This window comes from Pseudoalteromonas sp. GutCa3 (genome assembly GCF_002836155.1).
GTDB classification, from domain to species: Bacteria; Pseudomonadota; Gammaproteobacteria; order Enterobacterales; family Alteromonadaceae; genus Pseudoalteromonas; species Pseudoalteromonas arctica.
Genome location: NZ_PJBK01000067.1, coordinates 277,550 through 300,850, shown reverse-complemented (window position 1 = coordinate 300,850; position 23,301 = coordinate 277,550). Strand labels below are relative to the sequence as shown.

Below are 23,301 nucleotides of genomic sequence, written 5' to 3'. Positions count from 1 at the left end.
ATGTCACGATTTTTTATCGATAGACCGATATTTGCTTGGGTACTCGCTATTGTAGTGATGCTTGCAGGTATTTTGGCGATTAGGAGTTTACCTATTTCGCAGTATCCTTCAATTGCACCACCTGCAGTGAGTATTACTGCAACGTACCCTGGTGCATCTGCACGTACACTTGAAGATACGGTAACGCAAGTTATTGAGCAAAAAATGAAAGGACTTGATGGCCTGCTTTATATGTCATCTACGTCTGAGTCGAGTGGTTCTGCTACGCTTACACTTTCGTTTAGCGCTGAAACTGACCCTGATATTGCACAAGTTCAAGTGCAAAATAAACTAGCGACAGCGACTCCACTATTACCAGAAGCCGTTCAAAGGCAAGGTGTTGTAGTTGCAAAGTCAGCGCGTAACTTTTTAATGGTTTATGCTTTTGTGTCTAAAGATGGCAGCATGACCAATATTGATATTGGCGATTATGTTTCATCAAACGTGCAAGATATTGTCTCGCGTGTTGAAGGCGTAGGTGAAGTGCAGCTGTTTGGTTCTCAGTACGCGATGCGTATTTGGTTAGACCCTTCAAAGTTACAAAATTATAAGCTGACACCTGCTGATATTAGTGCATCAATTAGTGCGCAAAATGCACAAGTATCTGCCGGTCAACTTGGCGGTATGCCTGCCGTTGATGGTCAGCAACTTAATGCAACAGTAACAGCGCAAAGTCGATTACAAACGCCAGAGCAATTTGAACAAATTTTAGTTAAAACCAATCCAGATGGCTCTTTTGTACGTCTAGAGGACGTTGCTAGAGTAGAGCTTGGCGGTGAAAGCTACCGCGTTGTTGCTCGTTACGATGGGCAACCTGCATCAGGGTTAGGTATTAAATTAGCCAGTGGTGCTAACGCACTTGATACTGCCGCTGGAGTTAAAAAAGCAATTGAAGAGCTAAAACCATTTTTCCCTGAAGGGTTAGATGCTGTTATACCTTATGACACAACGCCGTTTGTATCGTTATCTATCGAAAAAGTTATTCACACCTTAATTGAAGCTGTTGTACTTGTTTTTGTAGTTATGTATTTGTTCCTACAAAACTTTAGAGCAACACTTATACCAACAATAGCAGTGCCAGTGGTTTTACTAGGTACGTTTGGTATTTTGTACACCTTTGGTTATTCAATAAATACGCTAACGATGTTTGCGATGGTACTTGCCATTGGCTTATTGGTAGATGACGCAATCGTTGTTGTAGAAAACGTTGAGCGCTTAATGACCGAGGAAAAACTCTCGGCACTTGAAGCTACGCGTAAATCGATGGATGAAATTAAAGGCGCGCTGGTAGGTATTGCCATGGTGCTTTCTGCGGTATTTATCCCAATGGCATTCTTTAGTGGCTCTACCGGTATTATTTATCGTCAGTTTTCTATAACACTGGTATCGGCGATGGGGTTATCTGTTTTAGTTGCTCTTATTTTAACGCCTGCATTGTGTGCAACGCTTTTAAAACCAAGCCATGTACATAACAATGAGACGTTATTTGGCCGATTTTTTACAGGCTTTAACCGTGGTTTTGATAAAACAAATTCAGGTGCACAAAGCTTTGTAGGCCGTATGCTTACGCACTCTAAACGCTACTTACTTATTTATGGCGTGATTGTGGGCGGTATGGTTTATGTATTCTCAAGCTTGCCAACGGCATTTTTACCTGACGAAGACCAAGGTATTTTGTTTAACCAAGTTTCACTGCCAGCAGGCTCTACAACACAGCAAACGCTTGAGGTTGTTAAAAAGGTAGAAAATCACTTTTTAAACGATCAATCTGAAGCTGTGAATGGTATTTTTACCGTTACTGGTTTTAGTTTTGCAGGCTCTGGCCAAAACTCAGCAATTGCCTTTGTTAACCTTAAACATTGGGATGAGCGTCAACGTGACGAGTTATCTGTTCAAGGTGTTGCAGGTAAAGCGATGGGGTACTTTTCAACGATAAAAGAAGCGTTTGTGTTTGCATTCCCGCCACCTGCAATTGTTGAACTGGGTACTGCTAATGGCTTCAATATTTTCTTACAAGACCGTGTAGGCCTTGGCCATGACGCACTTTTGGCGGCACGAAATCAGTTATTAGGTTTAGCAAGCCAAAGTCCAATTTTAGCGGGCGTACGTCCAAATGGACAAGAAGATATGCCAGAACTACAACTTGATACAGATTTGGCAAAAGCCGAAGCGCTTGGCGTGTCGCAAAACGATATTAACAGTACACTTTCGACAGCATGGGGTAGTAGTTATGTGAATGACTTTATTGACCGTGGTCGAGTTAAAAAAGTGTATATGCAGGGTGATGCACAATCGCGCATGGTGCCTGAGGATCTAAATAAGTGGTATGTGCGCAATGATAATGGCGATATGGTGCCGTTTTCAGCGTTTGCTAGTGCCTACTGGACGTATGGTTCGCCACGTTTAGAGCGTTACAATGGTTTTTCAGCAATGGAAATTCAAGGCAGTGCAGCGCCGGGCTACAGTACAGGCCAAGCAATGGACGAAATGGAGCGTTTAGTTAAACAGCTGCCTAATGGTATTTCGTCTGAGTGGACCGGTATTTCATTCCAAGAGCGCTCAAGTAGTGGTCAAGCACCTTTACTATATGGCTTATCGCTGTTGTTTGTATTTTTATGTTTAGCTGCACTTTATGAAAGTTGGTCGGTACCGTTTGCGGTAATGATGATTGTGCCACTGGGTATATTTGGTGCAATTATGGCAGCGCTAGGCGGTGGCTTATCTAACGATATTTACTTGCAGGTTGGCTTGTTGACCACCATTGGTTTGGCATCTAAAAATGCGATACTGATTGTAGAGTTTGCGATTCATAAAATGGATGATGGGCTTGGCTTAGTTGATGCGGCTATTGCAGCTGTACGCTTACGTTTACGTCCAATACTCATGACTTCGATGGCCTTTATTTGTGGTGTTTTACCACTTGCAATAGCCTCAAGTGCGGGTTCTGGTGCGCAAAATGCGTTAGGTATTTCGATTATTGGCGGCACACTCGCATCATCAATATTAGTTGTTGTATTTGTACCGTTGTTCTTTGTGTTAGTTCGCCGTGTATTCCCTGGTAAAACTAACGAGACAACAAAGGAGAGCGCAGAATGAGCATTAAAACATTCAGCCTAAGTGCAATTGCTTTATTGGTGCTAAGTGGTTGTCAATTAGCGCCAGAGCAAAAAGACCTTGCTCTACCAGTATCTGATGCTTATGCATCAGGTACTGAGCAAAGCGCTGCGCAGCAATTAAATTGGCAGCAGTTTTTTAATGATGAAAAACTACAAACCTTAATTACGCAAAGCCTTGAGCATAATAAAGACATGCAAATTGCAGTGCTTAATGTGCAGCGTGTTCGTGGTTTGTATCAAATCGAAGATTCTGCTTTGTATCCGTCGCTTGATTTAAATGCTTCTGGTACGCGCCAGCGTTTACCGGCTGATTTGTCGGGTACTGGCGATGCAGCTATTAGCTCGCAATACAGTGCAACAGTGGGCATTACGTCTTACGAGTTAGATATTTGGGGCAAAGTACGCAATCAATCAGCGCAAGCACTCCAAAATTTATACTCTACAGAGCTTAGCCAATACAGTACGCAGGTGTCTTTAATTTCAGAGTTGGCAAATGCGTGGCTTAGTTACGCGACGGACTTACAACTGCTAGAGCTTGCAAAAGAAACGCTCACCTCTCAGCAAGAGTCATTATCGCTTACGCAAAAAAGCTTTGATTTAGGTGCGACGTCTTCGATTACCCTTGAGCAGCTTAGAAGTACAGTTGCTACAGCAAAAGTAGACATAGCAACGTACAAACGTTTGTTAAAGCGTGATAAAAGTGCCCTAGATTTATTAGTGGGTAAATCTGTTTCAGCTGATTTACTGCCTAGTAAAGACCTGACTAACTTGATCAGCATGCCAGAAGTGCCGGTTGGTTTACCGTCTGATTTGCTATCGCAACGCCCTGATATTAAAGCCGCTGAGCATTTAATGCTTGCTGCAAATGCCAATATTGGTATTGCACGTGCGGCGTTTTATCCAAGTATTAGCTTAACAGCCAATGCCGGGTCTGCTTCAAGTGATTTAAGTGGCTTGTTTGATTCAGGCTCGGGTACATGGAGTTTTGTGCCGTCAATTAGCTTACCTATTTTTAATATGGGACGTAACCAAGCAAATCTTGATGTAGCAAAAGCCGATCAAGCAATTGCAGTGGCAACGTACCAGCAAAAAATTCAAAATGCGTTTCGCGAAGTTGCCGATGCACTTGCTGACAGAGAAGGTTACCAAGAGCAATTAAGTGCGCTTGATATGCTTATAAATAGCCGACAAATCACGTTTGATTTATCAAAAATGCGTTACGAAAAAGGCGCAGATAGCTACTTGCAAGTACTTGATGCTCAGCGTACATGGTACGGCGCACAACAACAGTTAATTTCGGGTCAGCAAGCGTATCTTGCAAGCCAAATTAACTTGTACAAAGCGCTTGGTGGCGGATGGAACGTAACCAGTGAAACAGCTCAGGTAGAGAAATAATATTTGCGGCTTTTAAAGCCGCATTACATATTTACATGGCAAGACTATTTATAGCTCTTGCTTTACTGGGTTTATGACTTGGTAGTGGAGTTGAACATGAAGCCTAAAGCAAAAAGGCAAACAGATCCCGCGATAGCACTGGCTAGGCGCGAACAAATACTAACAGCTGCTGCAGAGTGTTTTCGCCGAAAAGGTTACCACGGTGCAGGCATGGCTGAAATATCTAAAACGGCAGGGATGAGTGCAGGCCATATTTATAATTACTTTGAAAGTAAAGAAGCCATTATAGAAAGCATTATTGAAAAAGATATGGAAGAAATGTTCTCTATCTTTCAAAAGTTTGAAGATCATCCTGGTGATGTTTTAGCGGCTCTTTTAGATGGCTTAAATATTGGTGTGCAAAGGCATATGGATACAGGCTCGTGTGTTATTGATTTAGACATGATGGCAGAAGCAGGTCGAAATGTTAAAGTAGCAACTCTCTTGCGTGAAACCGATATTCAAGCAAGAGGGCGCATGAGACAGCTTTTAACAAGCGAGCGAAGTGCGCTCAAAGACATTGATGAGCTTGAACTTGAAAGCCGAATTAACGTTATTTTTTCGATGATGGCGGGGTTATTACTCAGAAAGTTACTCTACCCTGAGCTAACCGAAGAAACGGTACTAATAGCACTTCGCCCTGCAATGAAAACATTACTGATGCCATTTGATGAAGCCCAGTAACGCTCAAAATAAATAACTAAAAGTAAGCTAGCCAATATTTGGCTAGCTTTTTTATTTTAGTCTATTTAAAAGCGCTCGATTGACCACTGAAGTGCAACAATTGCGATAGCAACGGAGCCCATTGGCATTAACCACTTTTTATACCAAGTGTAGTGTCGTACATAAATGAGTATTGGTAAGGCTACTAGTAAGATACTAAGTTGACCGATTTCGACGCCTAAATTAAACGCTAAAATGCTAAGCAGTTGATAGTCGCTCGATAAGCCAAGTTCGCCAAGTACGCTCGCAAATCCCATCCCGTGCAGTAAACCAAAAGCAAAAGTAAGCCAACCTAAACGAAGTACCAACGGCCACACATTATTTAATGCTGCAAATAAAACCGATATAGCAATTCCAAGCTCTACCCAGCGGCTATTTGGTGATACAAGGTTCATAGCTGTTGCGGTAAGCGTAATAGAGTGCGCAAATGTAAACGCGGTTACTATCCATGCTGTGTGTTTAATAATTTGTTTTTTAGAGCTAATACCTTGCCATGCTTTATCGCTGCGCTTTAAAACACAGGTAAGTAACAGGGCGATTAAAAATAAAATATGATCAATACCAATCCAGATATGTAAAACACCCTGATACACGTATTGATTAAACGTACTTAAATAACTTGTTTGCTCAAAGCTGAATGTTTGCTGTGCCTCGTTTATATTAAATACACGAGATACACCGTTTATATTTACGATAGATTTATGATTAGCATCGGTTTTAAAAAAAGCAGAATACGAAAGAGAGATTGTTTCACTATCATTGCAGCTAAACAGCAGCGGAATAACCAAATAAGGCTGGTTAAAATGGTTATCTAGCTGATAGATACCTTCACTTTTTAATGGGCATGCTTGCGCGTTTTGCGTGATATTTAAACTTTCTGTAATGAAGTTATTAATTGAGCTGCGTTTTGCTTTTATTTCTGCCCACGAAATTTGACCGTTTTTATCTAAATCCAGAGGCACTGTGTGCTCTAAGTCGGCGATATTAACTTGCCAGGTACCCGTGTATTGGCTTTTGTTGGTGTCGTTATCGTTCTTGCTATTTAGGGTTATATAACTTGTACTTAGTTGATGGGAAAAGCTGTAAGTTGAGAAAATACACAGCATTAAAGTGAGTATAAATAGATAAGGCGTTTTCATAGTGTATCTCGTTGCATCGCTTTTGCTTTAATAAGTAATTGCTCATCGGTGCTCATTTTAGCCTGTTGCCAATTAATATGAGCCCAGTAAAGTGCTTTTTCACGATTTGGTTGTACATCAAGGTAATATTTAGCTAAGTCACTCGCATGAAAAGAATCTTTACGAAGCTCTCTAAGTGTAACTCTTTTCGCCATTGTATTTTGCCATTTTTTATCGCGTTTATTTAGTTTTTTTTCTGCGATTGAAAGCCTTAGTAAAATAGCATCTTCTAAATTACTTTTATCTGGAAGCAGTACGCTTAATGTATTTAATACTTGTTGAGGTTGATTTAGCGCAATTTGAATATCGGCCCATAACACAATGAGGCTCACAGGAGCTTGAACTAAATCTACGCTTTGTAAGTGAGACAAAGCTTGCTTGTAGTTACTTAGACGGTAGCTCATTTCACTTAAAACATGGTTTGTAGCTAAACTAGTTTGGTTATTGTTTATAATTTTAACTAATGTTTGGTAGCTGTCTAAAACGCTTTCATGCTGGCTTTGTACGTCTAGTACACAAGTGCTAGCAGTAATGGTACTTACTTGACCAATCAAGGCAACACAGTGTTGTTTTGCCTTTGTAAATTCACCTTGGGTCATCAATATATTGGCCAGTAACAAATGGCTATTACTGTGCTTTGGCTCGGTAATCAAAACGTTGTTGGCAACGTTAATTGCTTCGTCAAAAAGGTGCTCTTTTTGTAAAACACGAGCATATAAGTAACCAATTTGAGACGTGGGTGTTTGGTTATATAACTGAGCTAAGCGGGTTTTAAGTAGCCCTTGTAAGCGCTCTGTTTGGCCTGCATATTGGCTATTAGTCACTAAAGTATTTATTTCGTCAACAGAGAGAGAGGCACTAAGTGTTGAATTGCTTGAGGCAATAACTGCGTCATCTTTTGGAGTATAAGGAGCCGCACTCACCGCGAAAGAGGTTAAGCAAATAGCAATAATAGTGAGGGGTTTAAGTACTGATAAATGCATTATAAATATCCTTTGAAAAAAGCCATCCATGGCCTGTCAGCTTAATGACTTGGTTAGTTACCGCTTGTAGAAATTAATCCATCAACATCGGTATCGGTGTTTGTAAACACCCGACCATTAACAGTTAACGGCTCTGCATTTGGCGCTTGGTTAAATGCATCGGTTGCAAATTGAGCAAAGTCAACTTGCAGCGCCTCAATCGTAATACTTACTGTTGCAGTAACTTGCGAATTAACGCCATCACTTACACCAAACATAAAGCTATCTGAACCTGTTGCTTCTTTATTAGGTGTATAAGTAAAGTTACCATCACTGTCAACATTAACAGTACCGAGCATTGGCTCGCTTGTTAACGAGTAAGTAAGTGAGTCGCCATCATTATCGCTTGCGTTAAGCATATCGGTAATGCTTACTTCAGTTTGTGTTGTTAGCATTGCATCGCTTGCTGTAGGTGCGGTGTTTACAACCGGTGTAGGTTGTTTTTTATCGTCATCGCTACTACATGCACCCAATGTTAATGCACTGAGGAGAACACAAATATGGGTAGTTTTTAAATTACGCATTAGTTAACTCCTTATTTAGATCCTGCAATAGGTGTTGCAAGGTATGGGAATGTTGAGTCCATCATTGTTGCATCAATAGGTGCGCCATCAGTAAATGGAACTGTACCCGTATTAGCATCCTCTGGTGTACAAAGACCTAAGTCAGTGTCTTCGCCATTTACAGGAATAGGGTGACATAAGCGACCCATCACAACGCGCAGTGCAATATCAACTACATCATCACCCGGGCGACGACCATTTGGGAAACCAGCTAAGTCATTGCCAGCTACACCAAATGCAGATTGATCAGCTTGTGCTGTTGCTGCAATAGCTGTGTTTAAACGCAGCATTTCTGAAGGTGTTACCGTTGCTTGTTGATTAACGCCTGCAAAACCCGTTAAAAATGCAGTGATTAAATCAGTACGCGGGAAGTTAGTGGGTGCCAGAGTTTCTAAGTTTGCGCCAAGAGTGGTATTAACAGCATCTTTAAACAAAATATTTAATAACTCTGGTAGTGCTGGGTGAGATACATAATCTAAAAATTGTGCATCGTCTTTAGGGTGCGCAGTAGAAAATGTGTCTTTGTCTTTAATGCCAATTACAAGCTCATTTACAAGCGGGCTACCTAGGCGTGAAACCTGAGTTAATGCACCACCGTTTACCGCATTATTAGCAAATTTAGCATTGGGGTTTAATACACGTGCTTGAGGTAAGCTTGCTGTTGTCCACGAACCTATTACGCCGTTACCTTCACCGACAATACAGCTTTTAGGTATTTCGATAGCGATTGATGTTACGTTTTTATCTGCAAGGTCGTCATTATCAGCTGATTGCGTTATACCACCTGGAAAACCACCGCCGTCACCAGCACCAGGGGCGCTATCACCTTCTACAGGTACATAGTTAACTAAATCAAATGTTTTACCTAGGTTAACTACAAACGGGTCTTTACGCTGTCCTACAAAAACTTGTGCCATGCTCTCACAGTTAGGAATTGAAACCTGATAAACAAATTGATCTGCATAAGTTTGATAATCACTCATCGATCCAAATGTTTTATCACCTACATAATCAAGCGGTTTAGAAAATGAGCTTGAGTTTGATGCAGTGTTATTTAATACCGTTGTTTCGCCAGTACGCTGCGCGCCGCTAATCATGGTCATTGTGTATGATTCACTAAAATTTGCTGCGCTGTCGTCACCTGCAGCCACGCCGCCAACATTTTTAAGTGGTACCGAAACTGTGCGTTGATTACCTTCAGGTCCAACTGTTAATTGCACGCCTTGATTGTCGTTAGGGAGCATGCTTTTAAAGTTAAACGCAAATGTAATATCTTCAACAGCATCGCCGTCGTTATCTATATGAATGCTGTAGGTAGCATCTGGGTCCATTGCAAAGTAATTAGGACCGCCGTATGCATCTTGCAGCGGGATATAGTTAGCTATTAGTGTTACAAAATCACCACGACCTTGTTCGTAACTATTAAATACATAAAAATCGGTTGAATCTAAAGTCGGGAAACGGCTTATATTTGGCGCTTCTCTGTGGCTAGATGCTTCACTTGGTGCACTTACAAATGTACTACATATTACTACTGCGAGTATTGATGGAGTTAAAGCTTTCATGACTTTGTCCTTTAGTTTTGATTGAAGTCATAGCTAATAACGGGGCAGGATTTAAATTGGATGCAAAAAAGTTAAATTAATTTTATATTTTGTTAAAAAAGTTTTAAAGAAGGTTGGCTGCTTTAAGTAAACAGCCAACTTTAGTCATAATAGTAGGGTTATAAAAGTACTAGCTCTGTGGTGTAAAGCACTTCAGTAGGAGAGCCATTTGGCGAGCCGCCAATAGGTTCTAAGCTCACTGCTAACAATGCGATATCACTTGCGTTAAAGCGGTTATCTTTAAATAATATTTTACTGCCTTGCTTGGGCAGTAAACCCAGTGAAATAGGTGCATCTTGCCCTTTTAAAATCATCCACAACTCATAATCTTTATTAGTTTGGGCAACCAATTGGCTACTGGCTTTAATTGAGAGCCCTTGCTCGCTTACATCAATAAACCACAATGATTGTTTATCTTGATTTTGAACCAAAGCAATTTGTTGAGTGTGCATAACATTGGTACTAGGTTGAATAACTAAAAAGGCTAAAACAATACACGCAGCAGTTGCCACAAAAGACCATGTACGCCAAATTGAAGGCTTGGTATGTATCACTGTTTTACTTGTTTGTGGCCTGTTTTCAATACGTTGTAGTATATTTACCCATACCTCGTCACGTGGCGTTTGCGGCGTAATAGCACTCGCTAAGTTGTTTAGGTTTTGCTCCCATAGACTTGTTGCTTCACGTGCTTGATTTGAATTAAGCAAAAGACGCTGAAAGCGCTTACGTGCAAGTCCTCTAAGTGTGCCAAGAACATACTGCCCAGCAAGTGCGTCTAATAATTCGGGTTTATTATAATTCATAACGTTAAACACCTTTGTAGCTGCATGAGCCCACGCCTGATCCAGCTTTTAACTGTACCTAATGGCGTTTCTATATGATCCACTAGCTCGCTATGACTCAGCCCCTTATAATAAGCTAAGTGAATAGCTTGTTTTTGTTGCGGCTCAAGCTGTTCGATACAATTAACCAGTTTCGTTTCTTCATCGTAATTAACGTCGATACTTTCATTTTCATTTTCATTTTCATTTTCATATTCGTCATCGCCTAACGACTGCTCTTTTCGTACTTTGTGATAGCGCAGTGAGTCAAGACTTCTATACCTAACTATACTTATCATCCAACTAATAACGGTGCCTTTAGAGGCGTTGTATTCAGATGCGTTATGCCAAATTTTTATAAAAGCATCTTGTAGTGCCTCTTCCGCATAAGCTCTGTTAGTGAGCATATTTAAACTAATAGCAAAAAGTTTGCCGCTAGTTTGTTGATATAAACTTGAGAAAGCATTTTTGTCTCCTTGTGCTGTTGCGCACAGAAGAGGGAGTAAATCATCGTTATCCATAGGGGTCCTGTTTTTCTTATTATCATTGAGTAAACGGTTGAGAGTGTGATTTGGATGCAAAAAATTTAATTGCTTTTTAGATTAGCTGCTTTATACGTTAGTACAAGCAATAACCGATCAGTGTTTGAAATTTAGACGTGTAAGTATAATTTATTCACATGTTTGTAAAAAATGCACAAAGAGCAGATTGCACTTAAATTTATTTTATTATTAACATTATATATCAATAGCTTATGATTTTAATTTGAATTTAAAATGCCATTTATATGGCGTGATATTTGCAAAAGAGTACATAAAGCCGTTTAAATTAAAATTAGAAAATCGGAATTATTTACACAAAGGAGAGACTATGTGGGCTGCAATTGGTTATTCACTTTTAGCATTACTACTTATTTTTATTGGTTGGGAAGTAAACTCTGTTTACTTTGCTATTGTTTTTTATTGGACTGCGCTGTCACTTTTATTAGTGAGTACCGCATATATTTTTAATACAGCAAAAATATTTAGAAAACGTGAAAATGGGGTGATCCCATTTTATATACGGTGGGCGTTTGTGCCATTTTTATTTGGTGTGCAAATTTATAATGCCTGGTCACGTAAGCACGATAAAGTGCCGCCAATTCAAAAAATAAATGAGAACCTATTTTTAGCTTGCCGATTATTTCCCTCAGACATAGACACATTAAAAGATAACGGAATTACTGCAATTTTAGACGTTACGTGTGAATTCGACGGACTCGAGTGGAGTTCAACACAAGAGAATATAAATTACTTAAACATTCCGGTGCTCGATCATAGTATTCCTACCCATTCTCAGTTAAATCAGGCTATTAATTGGATACATCATCATATTAAAGAAAACCGTCGCGTAGTTGTACATTGCGCCTTAGGCCGTGGGCGGTCTGTTTTTGTAATGGCGGCTTATTTATTGAGTCAAAACAAAAATGCAGATGTACATGAAGTACTTGCACAAATAAAGGAAACCCGCGAAACCGCAAACTTAAATAAGCATCAGCTTCGTCATTTAGCTAAGCGTCATAAAAAAGGTGAGCTGCTGATTAAAAACAAAGCAGTTTTAATTGCAAATCCAGTATCTGGTACACGATTATGGCAAGAAAAAGAGCACTTAATTGTTGCGCGGTTATCGGCCTATTACGATTTAAAAGTACTTACTACTTCACAAGACGTAAACGGTATTGAGCTTGCTAAACAAGCGATTACGCAAAAACCAGACATAATAATAGCGTGTGGAGGCGATGGTACAGTGGCCGAAGTTGCAAGCGTACTTGTAAATACACAATGTAAGCTAGGTATTATACCAATGGGGACTGCAAACGCACTTGCGCATGTATTGATGGGGATTAGCTCTAAATTTATTCCTGTTGAACAAGCCTGTGATTTAATAATTGATGGTCAAACAAGCACAATAGATACCGCTTATTGTAATAACGAATTAGTACTTTTATTAGCGGGCATTGGTTTTGAGCAATCAATGATTGAAAAAGCAGATAGAGAGTCGAAAAATAAGTCGGGGCAACTTGCCTATTTAAATGGTTTTTTTGAAGCGTTTGGCGAGCAGAAATCACAGCTACTTAGTGTAAAACTCGATGATAATGAGCCGAAAGAAATATGTACAAATAGCTTTATTGTGGCTAATGCTGCACCTTTTACAACGTTATTGGCTCAAGGTGGTGGGCAGCCAGATCATAGTGACGGGCTTCTTGATGTAAATTGGCTAACACCAAATAATGAAAATTCTACGACAATATTGAGTATTGCAGAACTAATGTTTAGCAGTTTAACGCAAACACATTTAGCTATAAATTCGCATCATACAAATGCTAAAAGAGTCGAGGTGACTGGCGAAGGAGAGCTTAAGTACGTACTTGACGGTGAAGTTAAAACTGCTCACAAACTCGTTATTACTATTGAGCCGGCCTCATTAAATGTGATTTGCAAAGAGCAATAAATCGCGCTATTTACAATCAAAAAAGGAGCTAAATTAGCTCCTTTTTTACATCATTTTTTAATTGATGGCCAAACAAACCCTGTTGTATCCGGCGCTTGAGAAGATGTTTCTCTCGGTGCACTTTTTGGTCTACGAATAGGTTTGTTATTTATAGTGTGAATATAAAGTGCTTCCACTTTGTCGCGAGCCCAAGGCGTTTTACGCAAAAACTTTAAACTCGATTTAATGCTCGGTTGATCAGTAAAGCATTTAATTTTTACTTGCTCGCCAAGTGTTCTCCAGCCAAGTCGCTGTTCTAACTCAACAAGTATTTGTTCTAACGTTACCCCATGTAAAGGGTTTTTAGGTTGATTATCCATAGCCATACTACTTATTTAAACTGCGTGCATTGTAGCTCAAATCAGCTTTTAGCGCTAATTCACAGTGATTGTTTTAGGAGCTGTTGGGTAAATAGCATTACCCTGTTTATCTATTTTAAGCCAAATGAGTTGGCTGTTACTGTGCTGGAGTGTTTTAGCACCGCACAAAAGTGTAAATGAGTGAATTTGTATTAATGCGCCTTCGCTATAGCGTTTGTTGTCGTACCAACAGTTTGATTCTTCATTTACAAACTGGTTTGCATCAATAATTGAATGGGTTTTAAGGGTTGTTGCTTCACTAAGTATTGAATACGATAAGCTGCTAAAACAAAAGCATAGAATTAAAAAGTTACGCATTAGAGGCCTTTAGATAGGGTGGGTTAAAAATAATACATTAAGCTAAAAAACGTGCTAGTGTAAAGTACACAAAGTGATTTTAATTATAAACTTAGTTACACACAGAACAACTCAGATTCAAATAAAAAGGTGCACACAATGCAATTTAATCAAACAATGATCGAAGAATTCACACTATTAGCAAAATTTCCTCGCGACAGTAAAATGCAGGGTATTAAATTACACTCAGACGCAGAACCAAGCTTACTTAGTGCAGCGCAACGTTTATTTGAAAAAGGGATTATAGATAGCCCAGATGGCGGATATTTAACTGATCTGGGCTTAGATTTAATTGAGCATATTACGGTTATTCATAGTGCGCTACAAAGTTAGACTAAATTAGTTTAATTTGCATCGGGTTGATTTTGCGGTGCAGCATCATTAAATGCAGCTAATTTATTACAATGTTCGTAAATGGCTGCAATTTTTGGATAAACGTTCATATTTACGTTAAAACGAAGTGCATTAAATACTTGCGGCACTAAACAAATGTCAGCAAGTGTTGGTTGGTTACCAAAACAGTAGTCATCATTTTTGTTTAGCATCAGTTCTATTTTTTCAAAACCAACTTCTATCCAATGTCGATACCACTTATTTTTAGCCTCGTCATTAACACCTAATTCGCTTGATAAATACTTCAGCACGCGTAAATTATTAACAGGATGAATATCGCAGGCAATGGCAAAGCTTAAATTTCTTATTTGTGCTTTTTGCCACGCAGTCCCTGTAATTAATGGCGATTGCGGATAAGTTTCATCAAGCCATTCCAGTATTGCAAGCGATTGCGCTAAAACACCATCATCGGTTTCAAGTGCAGGTAGTAACCCTTGGGGATTAGTTGCTAAGTATTCCTCCCCAAGCTGCTCCGATTTTAAAAGGTTAACAATAGCAAGTTTATGATCGATTGCTTTTAAGTTAAGCGCTATACGCACTCTATAAGCCGCTGATGAGCGAAAGTAGCTGTATAATTTCATAACTAATCCTCTGCACCTGTAAATTGTTTTTTTATAGTACGCCAGCAATCGGTGTAATTTGGTTGGCGTTCTTTACCTTCTAGTGCATATTTTGTCGGTGAAATTATATAGCGCGACTCAAACATAAAGGCCAATGTGTTTTCGTATTTTTGTGGTGTAAGCTCAGCGTTTGAGGCTTTTTCAAATACGTCGGCTTCAGGTCCATGTGGCGACATACAATTGTGTAAACTTGCGCCACCAGGTACAAAACCATGCTCTTTTGCATCATATACACCCTCAATCAAGCCCATAAATTCGCTCATAATATTGCGGTGGTAGTACGGCGGGCGGAATGTATTTTCGGCTACCATCCAACGAGGTGGAAATATCACAAAATCGACATTTGCCATACCCTCAGTAGCCGAAGGAGAGGTTAGCACAGTGAAGATAGACGGGTCGGGGTGATCAAAGCTCACTGTATTCATTACATTAAAACGCGATAAGTCGTATTTATAGGGGGAGCTATTACCCGTCCATGCAACAACATCAAAAGGTGAGTGTTTTATTTCACAGCTGAATAAATTACCGTTAAATTTAGAAACCAACTCAAAATCACCTTCTTTATCTTCAAAGGCAGCAACGGGATATTGAAAGTCTCTGTCGTTGGCATAACCATTGGCACCAACAGGTCCTCGCTCTGCAAGCTCTAACGCATGGCCGTAATTTTCACAAATATAACCACGGGCTGTATCGTCAATTAAATCAACAGCGAACTTAATTCCTCTGGGAATTACAGCAATTTCACCTGGTTTAATGCTTAACTTACCGCACTCGGTGTGAATTAATAACTCACCTTGCTGAGGGACGAACAATATTTCGCCATCGGCATTACAAAAGTAACGCCCTTGCATTGACTGATTAGCGACATATACATGAATGCCAATACCCGATTGCCCATTGGCACTGCCATTAGCTGCCATTGTTACCAAGCCATCAATAAAGTCAGTAGGCTGTGAAGGCATATCAATAGGGTTCCAACGTAGCATTGTTGGTGGTGTTACGGCTTCAGTGATTGGGGCTGTTCTTATTAAGCCGTTATCAATTTCTTGGTAATCACCTTGCACTACCGAAGGACGAAGGCGGTAAAACCAAGTGCGACGATTTGAAGCACGCGGAGCCGTAAATGCAGTCGAACTAAATTGCTCGGTGTATAAATCGTATTTAACCTTTTGTGGGCTAAATTGTCCTATTGGCAATGCACCAGGTAGCGCTTGTGTTTCAAATTCATTCCCAAAACCTGTCATATAACTTAATTGTGTCGCCATTACTGACTCCTGTGAGAGGGGGTTGGTTTAATATTATTATTATTTCAGTTAAGGTACTCTCAAGTGAGACTAATATCAAATGTGCAACTACGCATCTGTGTAAATATTAATGAACACCAAAGTAAACCTTACAAAGCTGGGATAACCAAAAATGAAAATTGATTTAGCAACGTTTTTACCTTATCAATTAACGAATATAGCAACACATGTAAGTAACGATTTTGCCAAGGTTTATCAAACTAAGTACGGTTTAAATATTCCCCAGTGGCGAATACTTGCTAATTTAGCGCAGTATGGGCAAAGCAACGCAAAGGATTTATGCACACAAGCAAATATGGATAAATCGACAGTGTCGCGCGCGGTAAAAGTACTAATAGATAGAGGCTTAGTGAGAAGTGAATTAAATAAGCAAGACAAACGCGCGGCCTTACTTGTACTGAGTAAAGAAGGCCAAAGCTTATATGAGCAAATAACACCCGATGCACTAAATTGGGAAAAACAATTACTGAGCACTTTAACCAACGAAGAATACGAGGTGCTAGTGAGTATACTTGAAAAGTTAAATAACAAATTAAAGGCATAAAAAAGCCCACCAAAGTGGGCTTTTAAAAGATGTCTTAGGTTACAGTTCTAAATTAGAAAGTGTAACGAAGACCTACACGCATTTGCCATACAGATGCATCTGATTGTACAGATGTATTTGCATTATTCGCATTAAAGTCAGAGTAAACGTAACGACCCTGATCATCAAGTGATGTTGAAATCATGCTAGCACCAACGAAAGGACCTTTCTTAAGTACGCCCCAATCATCGTTTAACAGGTTAGTAAGGTTATCAATTACGAAGAATGCTTCACCTTTGTGACCTTCCATAAAGCCTGGAAGCTCTTGTGTTAACTTAAAGTTAAACTTAACAAACCAATCAGAGTTTTCTGCGTTACGGCTAGTCGTTTGACCACGTTCTAAACCATTTGATGCGATAAAATCATTGAATTCATTGATATCAGCAGCGCTCATGTCGTAAACAACGTTAGGATCGTTTTCAAGTGGAACATACAATAGTTGGCGGTTACCATTCCAGTTGTTGTCACCAAAAGTACCATCACTTCCATCAAACGTGTAGCTGTATGGTAAGCCTTTATATGCTTCACCAAATAAGTTAAAGCGAGTAGCAAATCCATCAACAAACTCATGACTATAACCAAGAGTCATAGTAAAGCGATGTGGGATTTCGTAATCAGATGAAGCAACACCTGGGTTACCTGGATCAGTTAGTGCAATGTTACCGTAGTTTGAACCAGCTACAGAGCTTGTCATTGGGTTAACATCGTCTGAGTCTGTATATGCATAACCAAAGTTAACGCTTACGCCATTATCAAACATTTTGCTAACAGCTAATGAGATAACAGATGAATCACCGCTATCACCGCTCACATTTGTTAGTAAGTATTCGTTTTCACGACCTTCAATTGATTCGTAAATAGGGCGACCATCAAATGTAGTTTCGCCAGAATCTTGAAGTGCGATGTCACGCATTAACGCAGCGTCTTTCTTCTTCGAATATAAGTAATCAAGAGAGATTACGTACTCGTTTTCAGTTGTGTATGTTGCACCAAGTGAGTATTTCCACTCTGATGGGATTTCAAAGTCAGGGTCAACAGCGTTTGCAGTTGAATCGCCTGAGCCGATTACTGTGTCAGCTACTGCATCAAATTGAGACTGAGGTACTTCAAATCCTGGAGTACCATTATTTACATTAGGTGTTGCGAACAAGTCGATAGAACCAAACTGGTTTGCGCTAATGTTTGTAATGCCGTCGTTTGAGTAAGAGTTAGATAACCAAACGTTAGGGTTACCGCCTGAGAACAAGCCAACACCTGCACGTACTTCAAGTGCATCTGTAGCGTACCATTGGAAGCCTACACGTGGTTGAATTAAATCGATACCATCAAATGTACTTTGGTTACTGTAGCCATAGCGGTCAGTAAAGTTTTGATTTAAGTTAGGTACATCATCACTTGTATATTTGTCATAACGTAGACCAAACGTGATGTTTGCATCTAAATCAGTGAATGAATACTCGTCTTGCACGTAAAATGTATGCTGAGCGTACGAAAAGCTTGCAGCTGCATCGTTAGGATCATTTGTACCAGCAGCATTGTTGTAGTAAACAGCACTTGCAATACCATTTTCAAAATCATCAACATTGTTGAAACGGTACTCACCTTCAGTATGCTGAACGAATAAGTTAAATACATCTAACTCTTCAAACTCGTAACCAGCAGTAATTGTATGTTGATCTAGGTAATAAGTACCTGCAACTTTAAATGTAGTTGTATCGTAATCTAAATCGTTTGATTGGCGTGAGTCATCTGGACCAATATAAACTGTACCACCATCTTCGGTACGAATTTGCATTTCACCAAAACTGCTTGCTGCATCTAGTGATTGTACTGTTGCATCAAGCTCAGACTTACCAATACGAACTTCAGTAGAGAAGTCATCTGACCAATCAGAGTAAACAGATGCAATGATTGAAGTGAATTCTGCACTTTGGTCATAAAAGTGATTAGATAGTGATACACGGCTAGAACCAGTATCAGACTGTGAAACAGTATTACCATCGTTGTAGTTATAGATTAAGTTTGCACGGTGATCTTCGTTGATGTTCCAATCTAGTTTAACTAAGATTTTTTCATCTTCAACAGGCATACTTGAAGGCATTCCGCCTACATCGTAACCATATACAGTTTGAGCAACGCTTGTGATACGCGAGATATCATCAGCAGTTACACTGCCGCTGCTTAAACCATCGTAGTTAAACTGTTGAACACCTTCAAGTTTTTCATATGAAGTAAATAAAAATAGTTTATCTTCAATTAGTGGAAGACCTACGTTGAAGCCGTAACGTTTTTCGGTGTAATTACCGTTATCAACGTCATCACCTTCAATTTTATCACCCTTGAAAGAGTCACTAGTGTAATCGTAGAAAACAGCGCCATGAACATCATTGCCACCAGATTTTGTTACTGCGTTGATGTTACACGATGTAAAACCACCGTATTGAACGTCAAACGGTGCAAGTTCAGCTGAAACTTGTTCAATTGAATCAAAAGAGAAAGGGGCGCGAATAGTAGGGTAACCATTTGAACTTAAGCCGAAGTTATCGTTCATACGAACGCCGTCTAGCGTTAAGCTATTGTAGCGAGGGTTACCACCACCACAGTTAATTGAACCACGGCTATCATCAATTGTGATACGCGGGTCGATACGAATAATGTCTTTTAAATCACGGTTAATAGCTGGTGTATTTTCAAGATCAGTTAGCGTAAATGTAGACGCCGGACCAGTACCACCAGACATAGAGCTAATTGGCGCGCCAGAAACTACAATTTGTTCCATGCTTGATTGTGACTCAAGAGAAACGTTTACTGGGTAATCGTTACCAATATTAAGAATAATGTTATTGAATTCTTGGTCTGCATATACATCTGAATCAACAACTACTTTATAAGGACCGCCAACTCGCAGGCCTTTAGCTGTGAAATAACCAGCGTCATTTACTTCCGTTGTTTTTACTGATCCAGAAGGTACGTGTAAAATTGTTACTTTAGTGCCGGCTGCTGGGTTGCCGTTAGGCCCCATTACTTGACCTTTAATTGCAGAGGTCGTTTCGTTAGCCATTGCAGCGCCACTTACACCAACACATGCTGCAATAGCAAGTGAAAGAGCTGTTTTGCGTAATTGAGTTTTCATTTAATTTTCCCGTGTAGTTATTAATTAAATTTTTATATTTTTATTTTAAAATTTTGCAAAATAAACAGTTAAAGTTCATTTATTCAAAATCCGTTACTAGTGTACCTTATTTATTCGTTACAAATAAAATACAACTGCAATATATTTTTAATAAATAGTACTATTTTTGTCTATTTGAGTGTTTTTTCGAGCAATAACTCTATATCGGGGTATATATTACGTGGGCTTTATGACAAACATGTGAAATTGGGGGGTGAAAAACAAAAAACCCATTACAATTTTGCAATGGGTTTTGTTAACAAATAACTTAATATGTTATTACTTACCTATTAAGACTTAAAACTTGTAGCTAATACCAACTTTAGCCTGCCAAGCTGATGACGATGAACTGATTTGTGAGTAATTACGCACATCTGCACCGCCAAAGCTGTTGTCTATTTTATATCTGCCTTGGTCATCAAGGCCACCAAAGTCATAAATAGTTTGGTTAGAGTAACCTAAGCGTTTTTCTACACCCCAGTCGCTGTTTAGAAGGTTTGCGAAATTATCAATCATTAGATAAACCTCACCGGTGTGGCCTTCAGCAAAGCCAGGTATTTCTTGCTTAATGCTAACGTCCATTGTAGTAACCCAAGGTTGCGTTGCTGTATTTTTACCTAAGATCCCACCACGTTGAGATATACCAGCACGCTCTAATAACGGTTCTAACTCAGCCCAAGTCATTTTAGAATCAGCCCAATTTACATTCGGATCATCAGCACCTGTAGGGATATAAGGTAAGTAAGCACCATTAGTGAATAAAGAGCTAGTATCACCTAAGTCTTCATCTTTATACATATTCATTGTGTAACTAAATGGGCGACCTGAACGACGTTCAAAATAAACATTGAACTTGGTTGCATATCCTTCAAAAAATTCAGTGTTATACGCTAAGTTAATTTTAAAGCTGTGCTCAACTTCGTAAAAGCCACGTGCTGCAATATCTTCATTACGATTTACTGTAATATTGTGCTTATAGTTACCTTCTGCCTGAGAAGCTGAACCTGCTGATGATTCTGTAACATCTTGGTGAGCATAGCTTGCCGATACAAACAGGCCATTGTCCCATTGTTTAGCAATACCCGTTGAAATAATAATTGAACGACCATCATCCGATGAATTAGTCATTTCTATGTCAACATTATCGCCACTGTAAATACTTTGATTGATAACACGTTCGCCGTCCGCAGCTAAGCCTACTGGGTTAATTGACGAATTATGCCATACCGCTTCATTCTCTTTTTTATGGTAAGCAATTTCTGCTTGCCATTTAAAGCCATCACCCAATAGTTCAGAATCAAACTCATATTCAAAACCTATTTGAGTACGAATGCTTGAAGGCAATTTAAAATCTGGGTCGATATACGCAACGCTACCAGCACCTTGCTCTAATGTATTTTTTATTTCATCAGGAACCTGAGTAATATCAGCTGTGTTATTTGCATAGTAATCATTAATTACATCGTTTTGTGCTGATACTAAAGTAATGCCATCACTTTGGAATGAATTGTTATACCAAACATTTGGAATACCGCCTTGGAAACGACCAATACCACCATTAATAGTAAGCGCTTCTGTTACGTAGTACTTAAAGCCAACACGAGGAAGTATAATGTCTAGGCCATCAAGATTTTCTTGGTTAGTAAAGCCATACGTATTAGCAAAATTTTCATTTAGAGTTGGTTTATCATCAGATGATAAGCGCTCATAACGAATACCTGCTGTAACTTCTAAATCATCACCTACATAAAAAGTATCTTCTATGTAAAGCGCTAGCTGGTTACGTCTTACATCATATGCTGTATCAGCTGAATCATTAGTGTAAGCATTTTGATAAGAGAAATCATAAGAACCAATCTCACGGTTTTCAAAATTTTCTAAGCTATCAAATTTCCACGTTCCAAGAGAGTTTTGAGCAAACAAGTTATATAAACGAAGTGACTCGTACTGAGCCCCAAAGTTTATTTCATGCTCATCCATTAAATACGTAGCGTCTAACGTAAAAGTTAGGTTTTGTGTTTCTGAACGGTTTGCATGGCGGTATTGATCTGTACCAAAGTTGTAAGAAGGACCATTTCGACCGTCTTCCTCAACAGTAATGCTTCCTAAGTTAGAGCGAGTTGCGCTATCAGAGGTAACATCTTTATACGACACACCAATTTCTGTTGAAAAGTTTTCAGTCCAATCAGAGTAAAGTTTAGATGAAAAGTTATTAAACTTAGTTACGTATGCATAAGTACTTGAAACTAAGGCTATATTATCACCGCCTGTGCTAGAGTTACGCTCATCTTGGTCGTCTTGCCATTGATAAGTGAAATCTAAACGATGGTCATCACTTGCGTTCCAGCTTAATTTAACAAGCAAGTTTTTGTTTGTATCTTCTGGCGCACCGGCTAATGAATCAGTTAAGCCGTATTCATTATTTAAGATAGAAATGAAACGATTATAGTTAGCTTCAGAAGTATTAAATTCATTTGAAGCACCAGAACCGTCAAAGCCGTAATCTAGATCTAATTCACTTGACCATTCTGCATAGTTAACAAAATAAAACAGCTCATCTTCAATAATCGCTCCACCGACATTAAAACCAAATCTTTCTTCAGTTTTAATTGGCTCTACTTTATTTGTAGAGTAAGTTTTATGACCTAGCTCATCAAGATCGTCTTCTTGTACAATATTATCAACATCACCAGCTATCTCAGGAGTAGATATTTCATAAAAGCCAGAGAACTTAAACTCATTTGTACCAGATTTTGTTACTGCATTAATAGTACCGCCACCAAAGTTACCTTTAGAAGCCGAAAATGGAGATACATCAACAGAAACTTGCTCAATAGCATCAAGTGCAACAGGAGGCTGAGAAGTAGGGTAACCACCAAAGTTCAAGCCAAAGTCGTCATTTTGACCAATACCGTCAACAGTTAAACCGTTTGTACGTGGGTTACTACCTGCAAACGTTAGCTCGCCATTGCCATTAATACTGGCAAGTGGGTTTAAGCGCGCAATATCTTTAATGTCGCGATTAAAGCTTGGCATATTTTCTATAGTGTCAGAGCCAAATGTACTGCTAGAGCCACCTGATTGTTGAACAATCTTATAACCAGACACTTCAATCTTTTCGATGTTTAGCGGAGCAAGCTGCGAGCTTAAACGGTAAGTTTCACCAAGGTTCAAGTATATATTTTCAACAGTGGTATCGTTAAACGTATCAGAATCAATGATAACCATGTAAGGACCACCTACACGTAAACCATTAGCGATAAACGTACCACTTTCGTTTGTAGTTAGTTCGCTAATAGTTCCCGTTGGTTGGTGAATTACTTTGATTTTAACGTTTGCAGCACTGCCACCTGAAGGCGTTGTAATTTTACCACGCATTGCAGATGAAGTATCAGCAGCCATTGCGCTTGTAGAAACACCTAGAGCTAAAATTACCGCTCCAGTTAATTTCGAAAGGCGAAGCTTAGTCATAATGTTGATTTCC

The 23,301-nt window shown here is 39.3% G+C and carries 18 protein-coding genes; 6 read left to right on the top strand and 12 right to left on the bottom strand.

Annotated elements, in window-relative coordinates; all coding sequences use genetic code 11:
• The 3 genes from CXF64_RS11295 (at position 1) to CXF64_RS11285 (ending at position 5,273) form a co-directional block, all read left to right on the top strand.
• Positions 1–3,135: an efflux RND transporter permease subunit gene (locus CXF64_RS11295; RefSeq protein WP_007582390.1), complete on the top strand. Its 3,135-nt coding sequence runs from the start codon at positions 1–3 to the stop codon at positions 3,133–3,135.
• On the top strand, positions 3,132–4,550 hold the full coding sequence (locus tag CXF64_RS11290) for an efflux transporter outer membrane subunit (RefSeq protein WP_101217049.1): 1,419 nt from the start codon (positions 3,132–3,134) through the stop codon (positions 4,548–4,550). The genes CXF64_RS11295 and CXF64_RS11290 overlap by 4 nt, the downstream gene beginning before the upstream one ends.
• A 96-nt stretch (positions 4,551–4,646) precedes the next feature.
• Positions 4,647–5,273, top strand: coding sequence for a TetR/AcrR family transcriptional regulator (locus CXF64_RS11285; RefSeq protein ID WP_101217048.1), 627 nt, complete (start codon positions 4,647–4,649; stop codon positions 5,271–5,273).
• Between the two features lie 65 nt (positions 5,274–5,338).
• Here the strand turns inward: CXF64_RS11285 and CXF64_RS11280 are convergent, their stop codons facing one another.
• The 6 genes from CXF64_RS11280 to CXF64_RS11255 all read right to left on the bottom strand — a co-directional run bounded on the left by CXF64_RS11280 (position 5,339) and on the right by CXF64_RS11255 (position 11,021).
• Complete coding sequence (locus CXF64_RS11280; RefSeq protein WP_101217047.1) at positions 5,339–6,451, bottom strand: HupE/UreJ family protein; 1,113 nt, start codon at positions 6,449–6,451, stop codon at positions 5,339–5,341.
• A complete protein-coding gene (locus CXF64_RS11275) occupies positions 6,448–7,473 on the bottom strand; it encodes a hypothetical protein (protein ID WP_076925668.1) in 1,026 nt (341 codons plus the stop codon). The genes CXF64_RS11280 and CXF64_RS11275 overlap by 4 nt, the downstream gene beginning before the upstream one ends.
• A gap of 53 nt (positions 7,474–7,526) precedes the next feature.
• Positions 7,527–8,036 carry an Ig-like domain-containing protein gene (locus CXF64_RS11270; RefSeq protein ID WP_024600513.1) on the bottom strand — a complete coding sequence of 170 codons (510 nt, stop codon included), beginning with the start codon at positions 8,034–8,036 and terminating at the stop codon, positions 7,527–7,529.
• An 11-nt stretch (positions 8,037–8,047) separates the two neighbouring features.
• A complete protein-coding gene (locus CXF64_RS11265; protein WP_024600512.1) occupies positions 8,048–9,640 on the bottom strand; it encodes a DUF4331 domain-containing protein in 1,593 nt (530 codons plus the stop codon).
• 158 nt (positions 9,641–9,798) lie between these two features.
• On the bottom strand, positions 9,799–10,482 hold the full coding sequence (locus CXF64_RS11260; RefSeq protein WP_101217046.1) for an anti-sigma factor: 684 nt from the start codon (positions 10,480–10,482) through the stop codon (positions 9,799–9,801).
• Positions 10,479–11,021, bottom strand: a complete 543-nt coding sequence (locus tag CXF64_RS11255; RefSeq protein WP_101163574.1) for a sigma-70 family RNA polymerase sigma factor — start codon at positions 11,019–11,021, stop codon at positions 10,479–10,481. Before CXF64_RS11255 ends, CXF64_RS11260 begins: the two co-directional genes overlap by 4 nt.
• Before the next feature lie 349 nt (positions 11,022–11,370).
• Here CXF64_RS11255 and CXF64_RS11250 point away from each other — a divergent pair, with 349 nt between their 5' ends.
• Positions 11,371–12,990, top strand: a complete 1,620-nt coding sequence (locus CXF64_RS11250) for a diacylglycerol kinase family protein (protein ID WP_101217045.1) — start codon at positions 11,371–11,373, stop codon at positions 12,988–12,990.
• A gap of 50 nt (positions 12,991–13,040) precedes the next feature.
• On the opposite strand, the gene CXF64_RS11245 is transcribed toward CXF64_RS11250, so the two are convergent.
• The gene (locus tag CXF64_RS11245) at positions 13,041–13,349 is read right to left on the bottom strand and encodes a VF530 family DNA-binding protein (RefSeq protein WP_010553962.1); all 309 of its coding nucleotides are present in this window, start codon (positions 13,347–13,349) and stop codon (positions 13,041–13,043) included.
• 54 nt (positions 13,350–13,403) lie between these two features.
• Complete coding sequence (locus CXF64_RS11240; protein WP_101217044.1) at positions 13,404–13,706, bottom strand: DUF1496 domain-containing protein; 303 nt, start codon at positions 13,704–13,706, stop codon at positions 13,404–13,406.
• A gap of 138 nt (positions 13,707–13,844) precedes the next feature.
• Here CXF64_RS11240 and CXF64_RS11235 point away from each other — a divergent pair, with 138 nt between their 5' ends.
• Positions 13,845–14,078: a TIGR02647 family protein gene (locus CXF64_RS11235; RefSeq protein WP_007582405.1), complete on the top strand. Its 234-nt coding sequence runs from the start codon at positions 13,845–13,847 to the stop codon at positions 14,076–14,078.
• Positions 14,079–14,089: 11 nt separating this feature from the next.
• On the opposite strand, the gene maiA is transcribed toward CXF64_RS11235, so the two are convergent.
• Together maiA and hmgA are read right to left on the bottom strand one after the other, a co-directional pair.
• Positions 14,090–14,719: a maleylacetoacetate isomerase gene (gene maiA / locus CXF64_RS11230; protein ID WP_076925654.1), complete on the bottom strand. Its 630-nt coding sequence runs from the start codon at positions 14,717–14,719 to the stop codon at positions 14,090–14,092.
• A gap of 2 nt (positions 14,720–14,721) precedes the next feature.
• Positions 14,722–16,023 (bottom strand): homogentisate 1,2-dioxygenase, encoded by a 1,302-nt coding sequence (hmgA, locus tag CXF64_RS11225; RefSeq protein ID WP_101217043.1) that lies wholly within the window; start codon positions 16,021–16,023, stop codon positions 14,722–14,724.
• Positions 16,024–16,174: 151 nt separating this feature from the next.
• On the opposite strand from hmgA, the gene CXF64_RS11220 reads away from it, so the two are divergent.
• Positions 16,175–16,606 (top strand): MarR family winged helix-turn-helix transcriptional regulator, encoded by a 432-nt coding sequence (locus CXF64_RS11220; protein ID WP_101217042.1) that lies wholly within the window; start codon positions 16,175–16,177, stop codon positions 16,604–16,606.
• 52 nt (positions 16,607–16,658) lie between these two features.
• Here the strand turns inward: CXF64_RS11220 and CXF64_RS11215 are convergent, their stop codons facing one another.
• Both CXF64_RS11215 and CXF64_RS11210 read right to left on the bottom strand, forming a co-directional pair.
• The gene (locus tag CXF64_RS11215; protein WP_101217041.1) at positions 16,659–19,778 is read right to left on the bottom strand and encodes a TonB-dependent receptor; all 3,120 of its coding nucleotides are present in this window, start codon (positions 19,776–19,778) and stop codon (positions 16,659–16,661) included.
• 336 nt (positions 19,779–20,114) lie between these two features.
• Complete coding sequence (locus CXF64_RS11210; protein ID WP_007582416.1) at positions 20,115–23,288, bottom strand: TonB-dependent receptor; 3,174 nt, start codon at positions 23,286–23,288, stop codon at positions 20,115–20,117.
• Between the last annotated feature and the right edge of the window lie 13 nt (positions 23,289–23,301).

What these genes read in the sequence shown, in the direction of transcription:
- CXF64_RS11275 (WP_076925668.1), bottom strand. Translation starts at nt 7,473, where the DNA reads ATGCATTTATCAGTACTTAAACCCCTCACTATTATTGCTATTTGCTTA.
- hmgA (WP_101217043.1), bottom strand. Translation starts at nt 16,023, where the DNA reads ATGGCGACACAATTAAGTTATATGACAGGTTTTGGGAATGAATTTGAA.
- CXF64_RS11285 (WP_101217048.1), top strand. Translation starts at nt 4,647, where the DNA reads ATGAAGCCTAAAGCAAAAAGGCAAACAGATCCCGCGATAGCACTGGCT.
- CXF64_RS11255 (WP_101163574.1), bottom strand. Translation starts at nt 11,021, where the DNA reads ATGGATAACGATGATTTACTCCCTCTTCTGTGCGCAACAGCACAAGGA.
- CXF64_RS11270 (WP_024600513.1), bottom strand. Translation starts at nt 8,036, where the DNA reads ATGCGTAATTTAAAAACTACCCATATTTGTGTTCTCCTCAGTGCATTA.
- CXF64_RS11245 (WP_010553962.1), bottom strand. Translation starts at nt 13,349, where the DNA reads ATGGATAATCAACCTAAAAACCCTTTACATGGGGTAACGTTAGAACAA.
- maiA (WP_076925654.1), bottom strand. Translation starts at nt 14,719, where the DNA reads ATGAAATTATACAGCTACTTTCGCTCATCAGCGGCTTATAGAGTGCGT.
- CXF64_RS11260 (WP_101217046.1), bottom strand. Translation starts at nt 10,482, where the DNA reads ATGAATTATAATAAACCCGAATTATTAGACGCACTTGCTGGGCAGTAT.
- CXF64_RS11235 (WP_007582405.1), top strand. Translation starts at nt 13,845, where the DNA reads ATGCAATTTAATCAAACAATGATCGAAGAATTCACACTATTAGCAAAA.
- CXF64_RS11280 (WP_101217047.1), bottom strand. Translation starts at nt 6,451, where the DNA reads ATGAAAACGCCTTATCTATTTATACTCACTTTAATGCTGTGTATTTTC.
- CXF64_RS11265 (WP_024600512.1), bottom strand. Translation starts at nt 9,640, where the DNA reads ATGAAAGCTTTAACTCCATCAATACTCGCAGTAGTAATATGTAGTACA.
- CXF64_RS11295 (WP_007582390.1), top strand. Translation starts at nt 1, where the DNA reads ATGTCACGATTTTTTATCGATAGACCGATATTTGCTTGGGTACTCGCT.
- CXF64_RS11290 (WP_101217049.1), top strand. Translation starts at nt 3,132, where the DNA reads ATGAGCATTAAAACATTCAGCCTAAGTGCAATTGCTTTATTGGTGCTA.
- CXF64_RS11240 (WP_101217044.1), bottom strand. Translation starts at nt 13,706, where the DNA reads ATGCGTAACTTTTTAATTCTATGCTTTTGTTTTAGCAGCTTATCGTAT.
- CXF64_RS11220 (WP_101217042.1), top strand. Translation starts at nt 16,175, where the DNA reads ATGAAAATTGATTTAGCAACGTTTTTACCTTATCAATTAACGAATATA.
- CXF64_RS11210 (WP_007582416.1), bottom strand. Translation starts at nt 23,288, where the DNA reads ATGACTAAGCTTCGCCTTTCGAAATTAACTGGAGCGGTAATTTTAGCT.
- CXF64_RS11250 (WP_101217045.1), top strand. Translation starts at nt 11,371, where the DNA reads ATGTGGGCTGCAATTGGTTATTCACTTTTAGCATTACTACTTATTTTT.
- CXF64_RS11215 (WP_101217041.1), bottom strand. Translation starts at nt 19,778, where the DNA reads ATGAAAACTCAATTACGCAAAACAGCTCTTTCACTTGCTATTGCAGCA.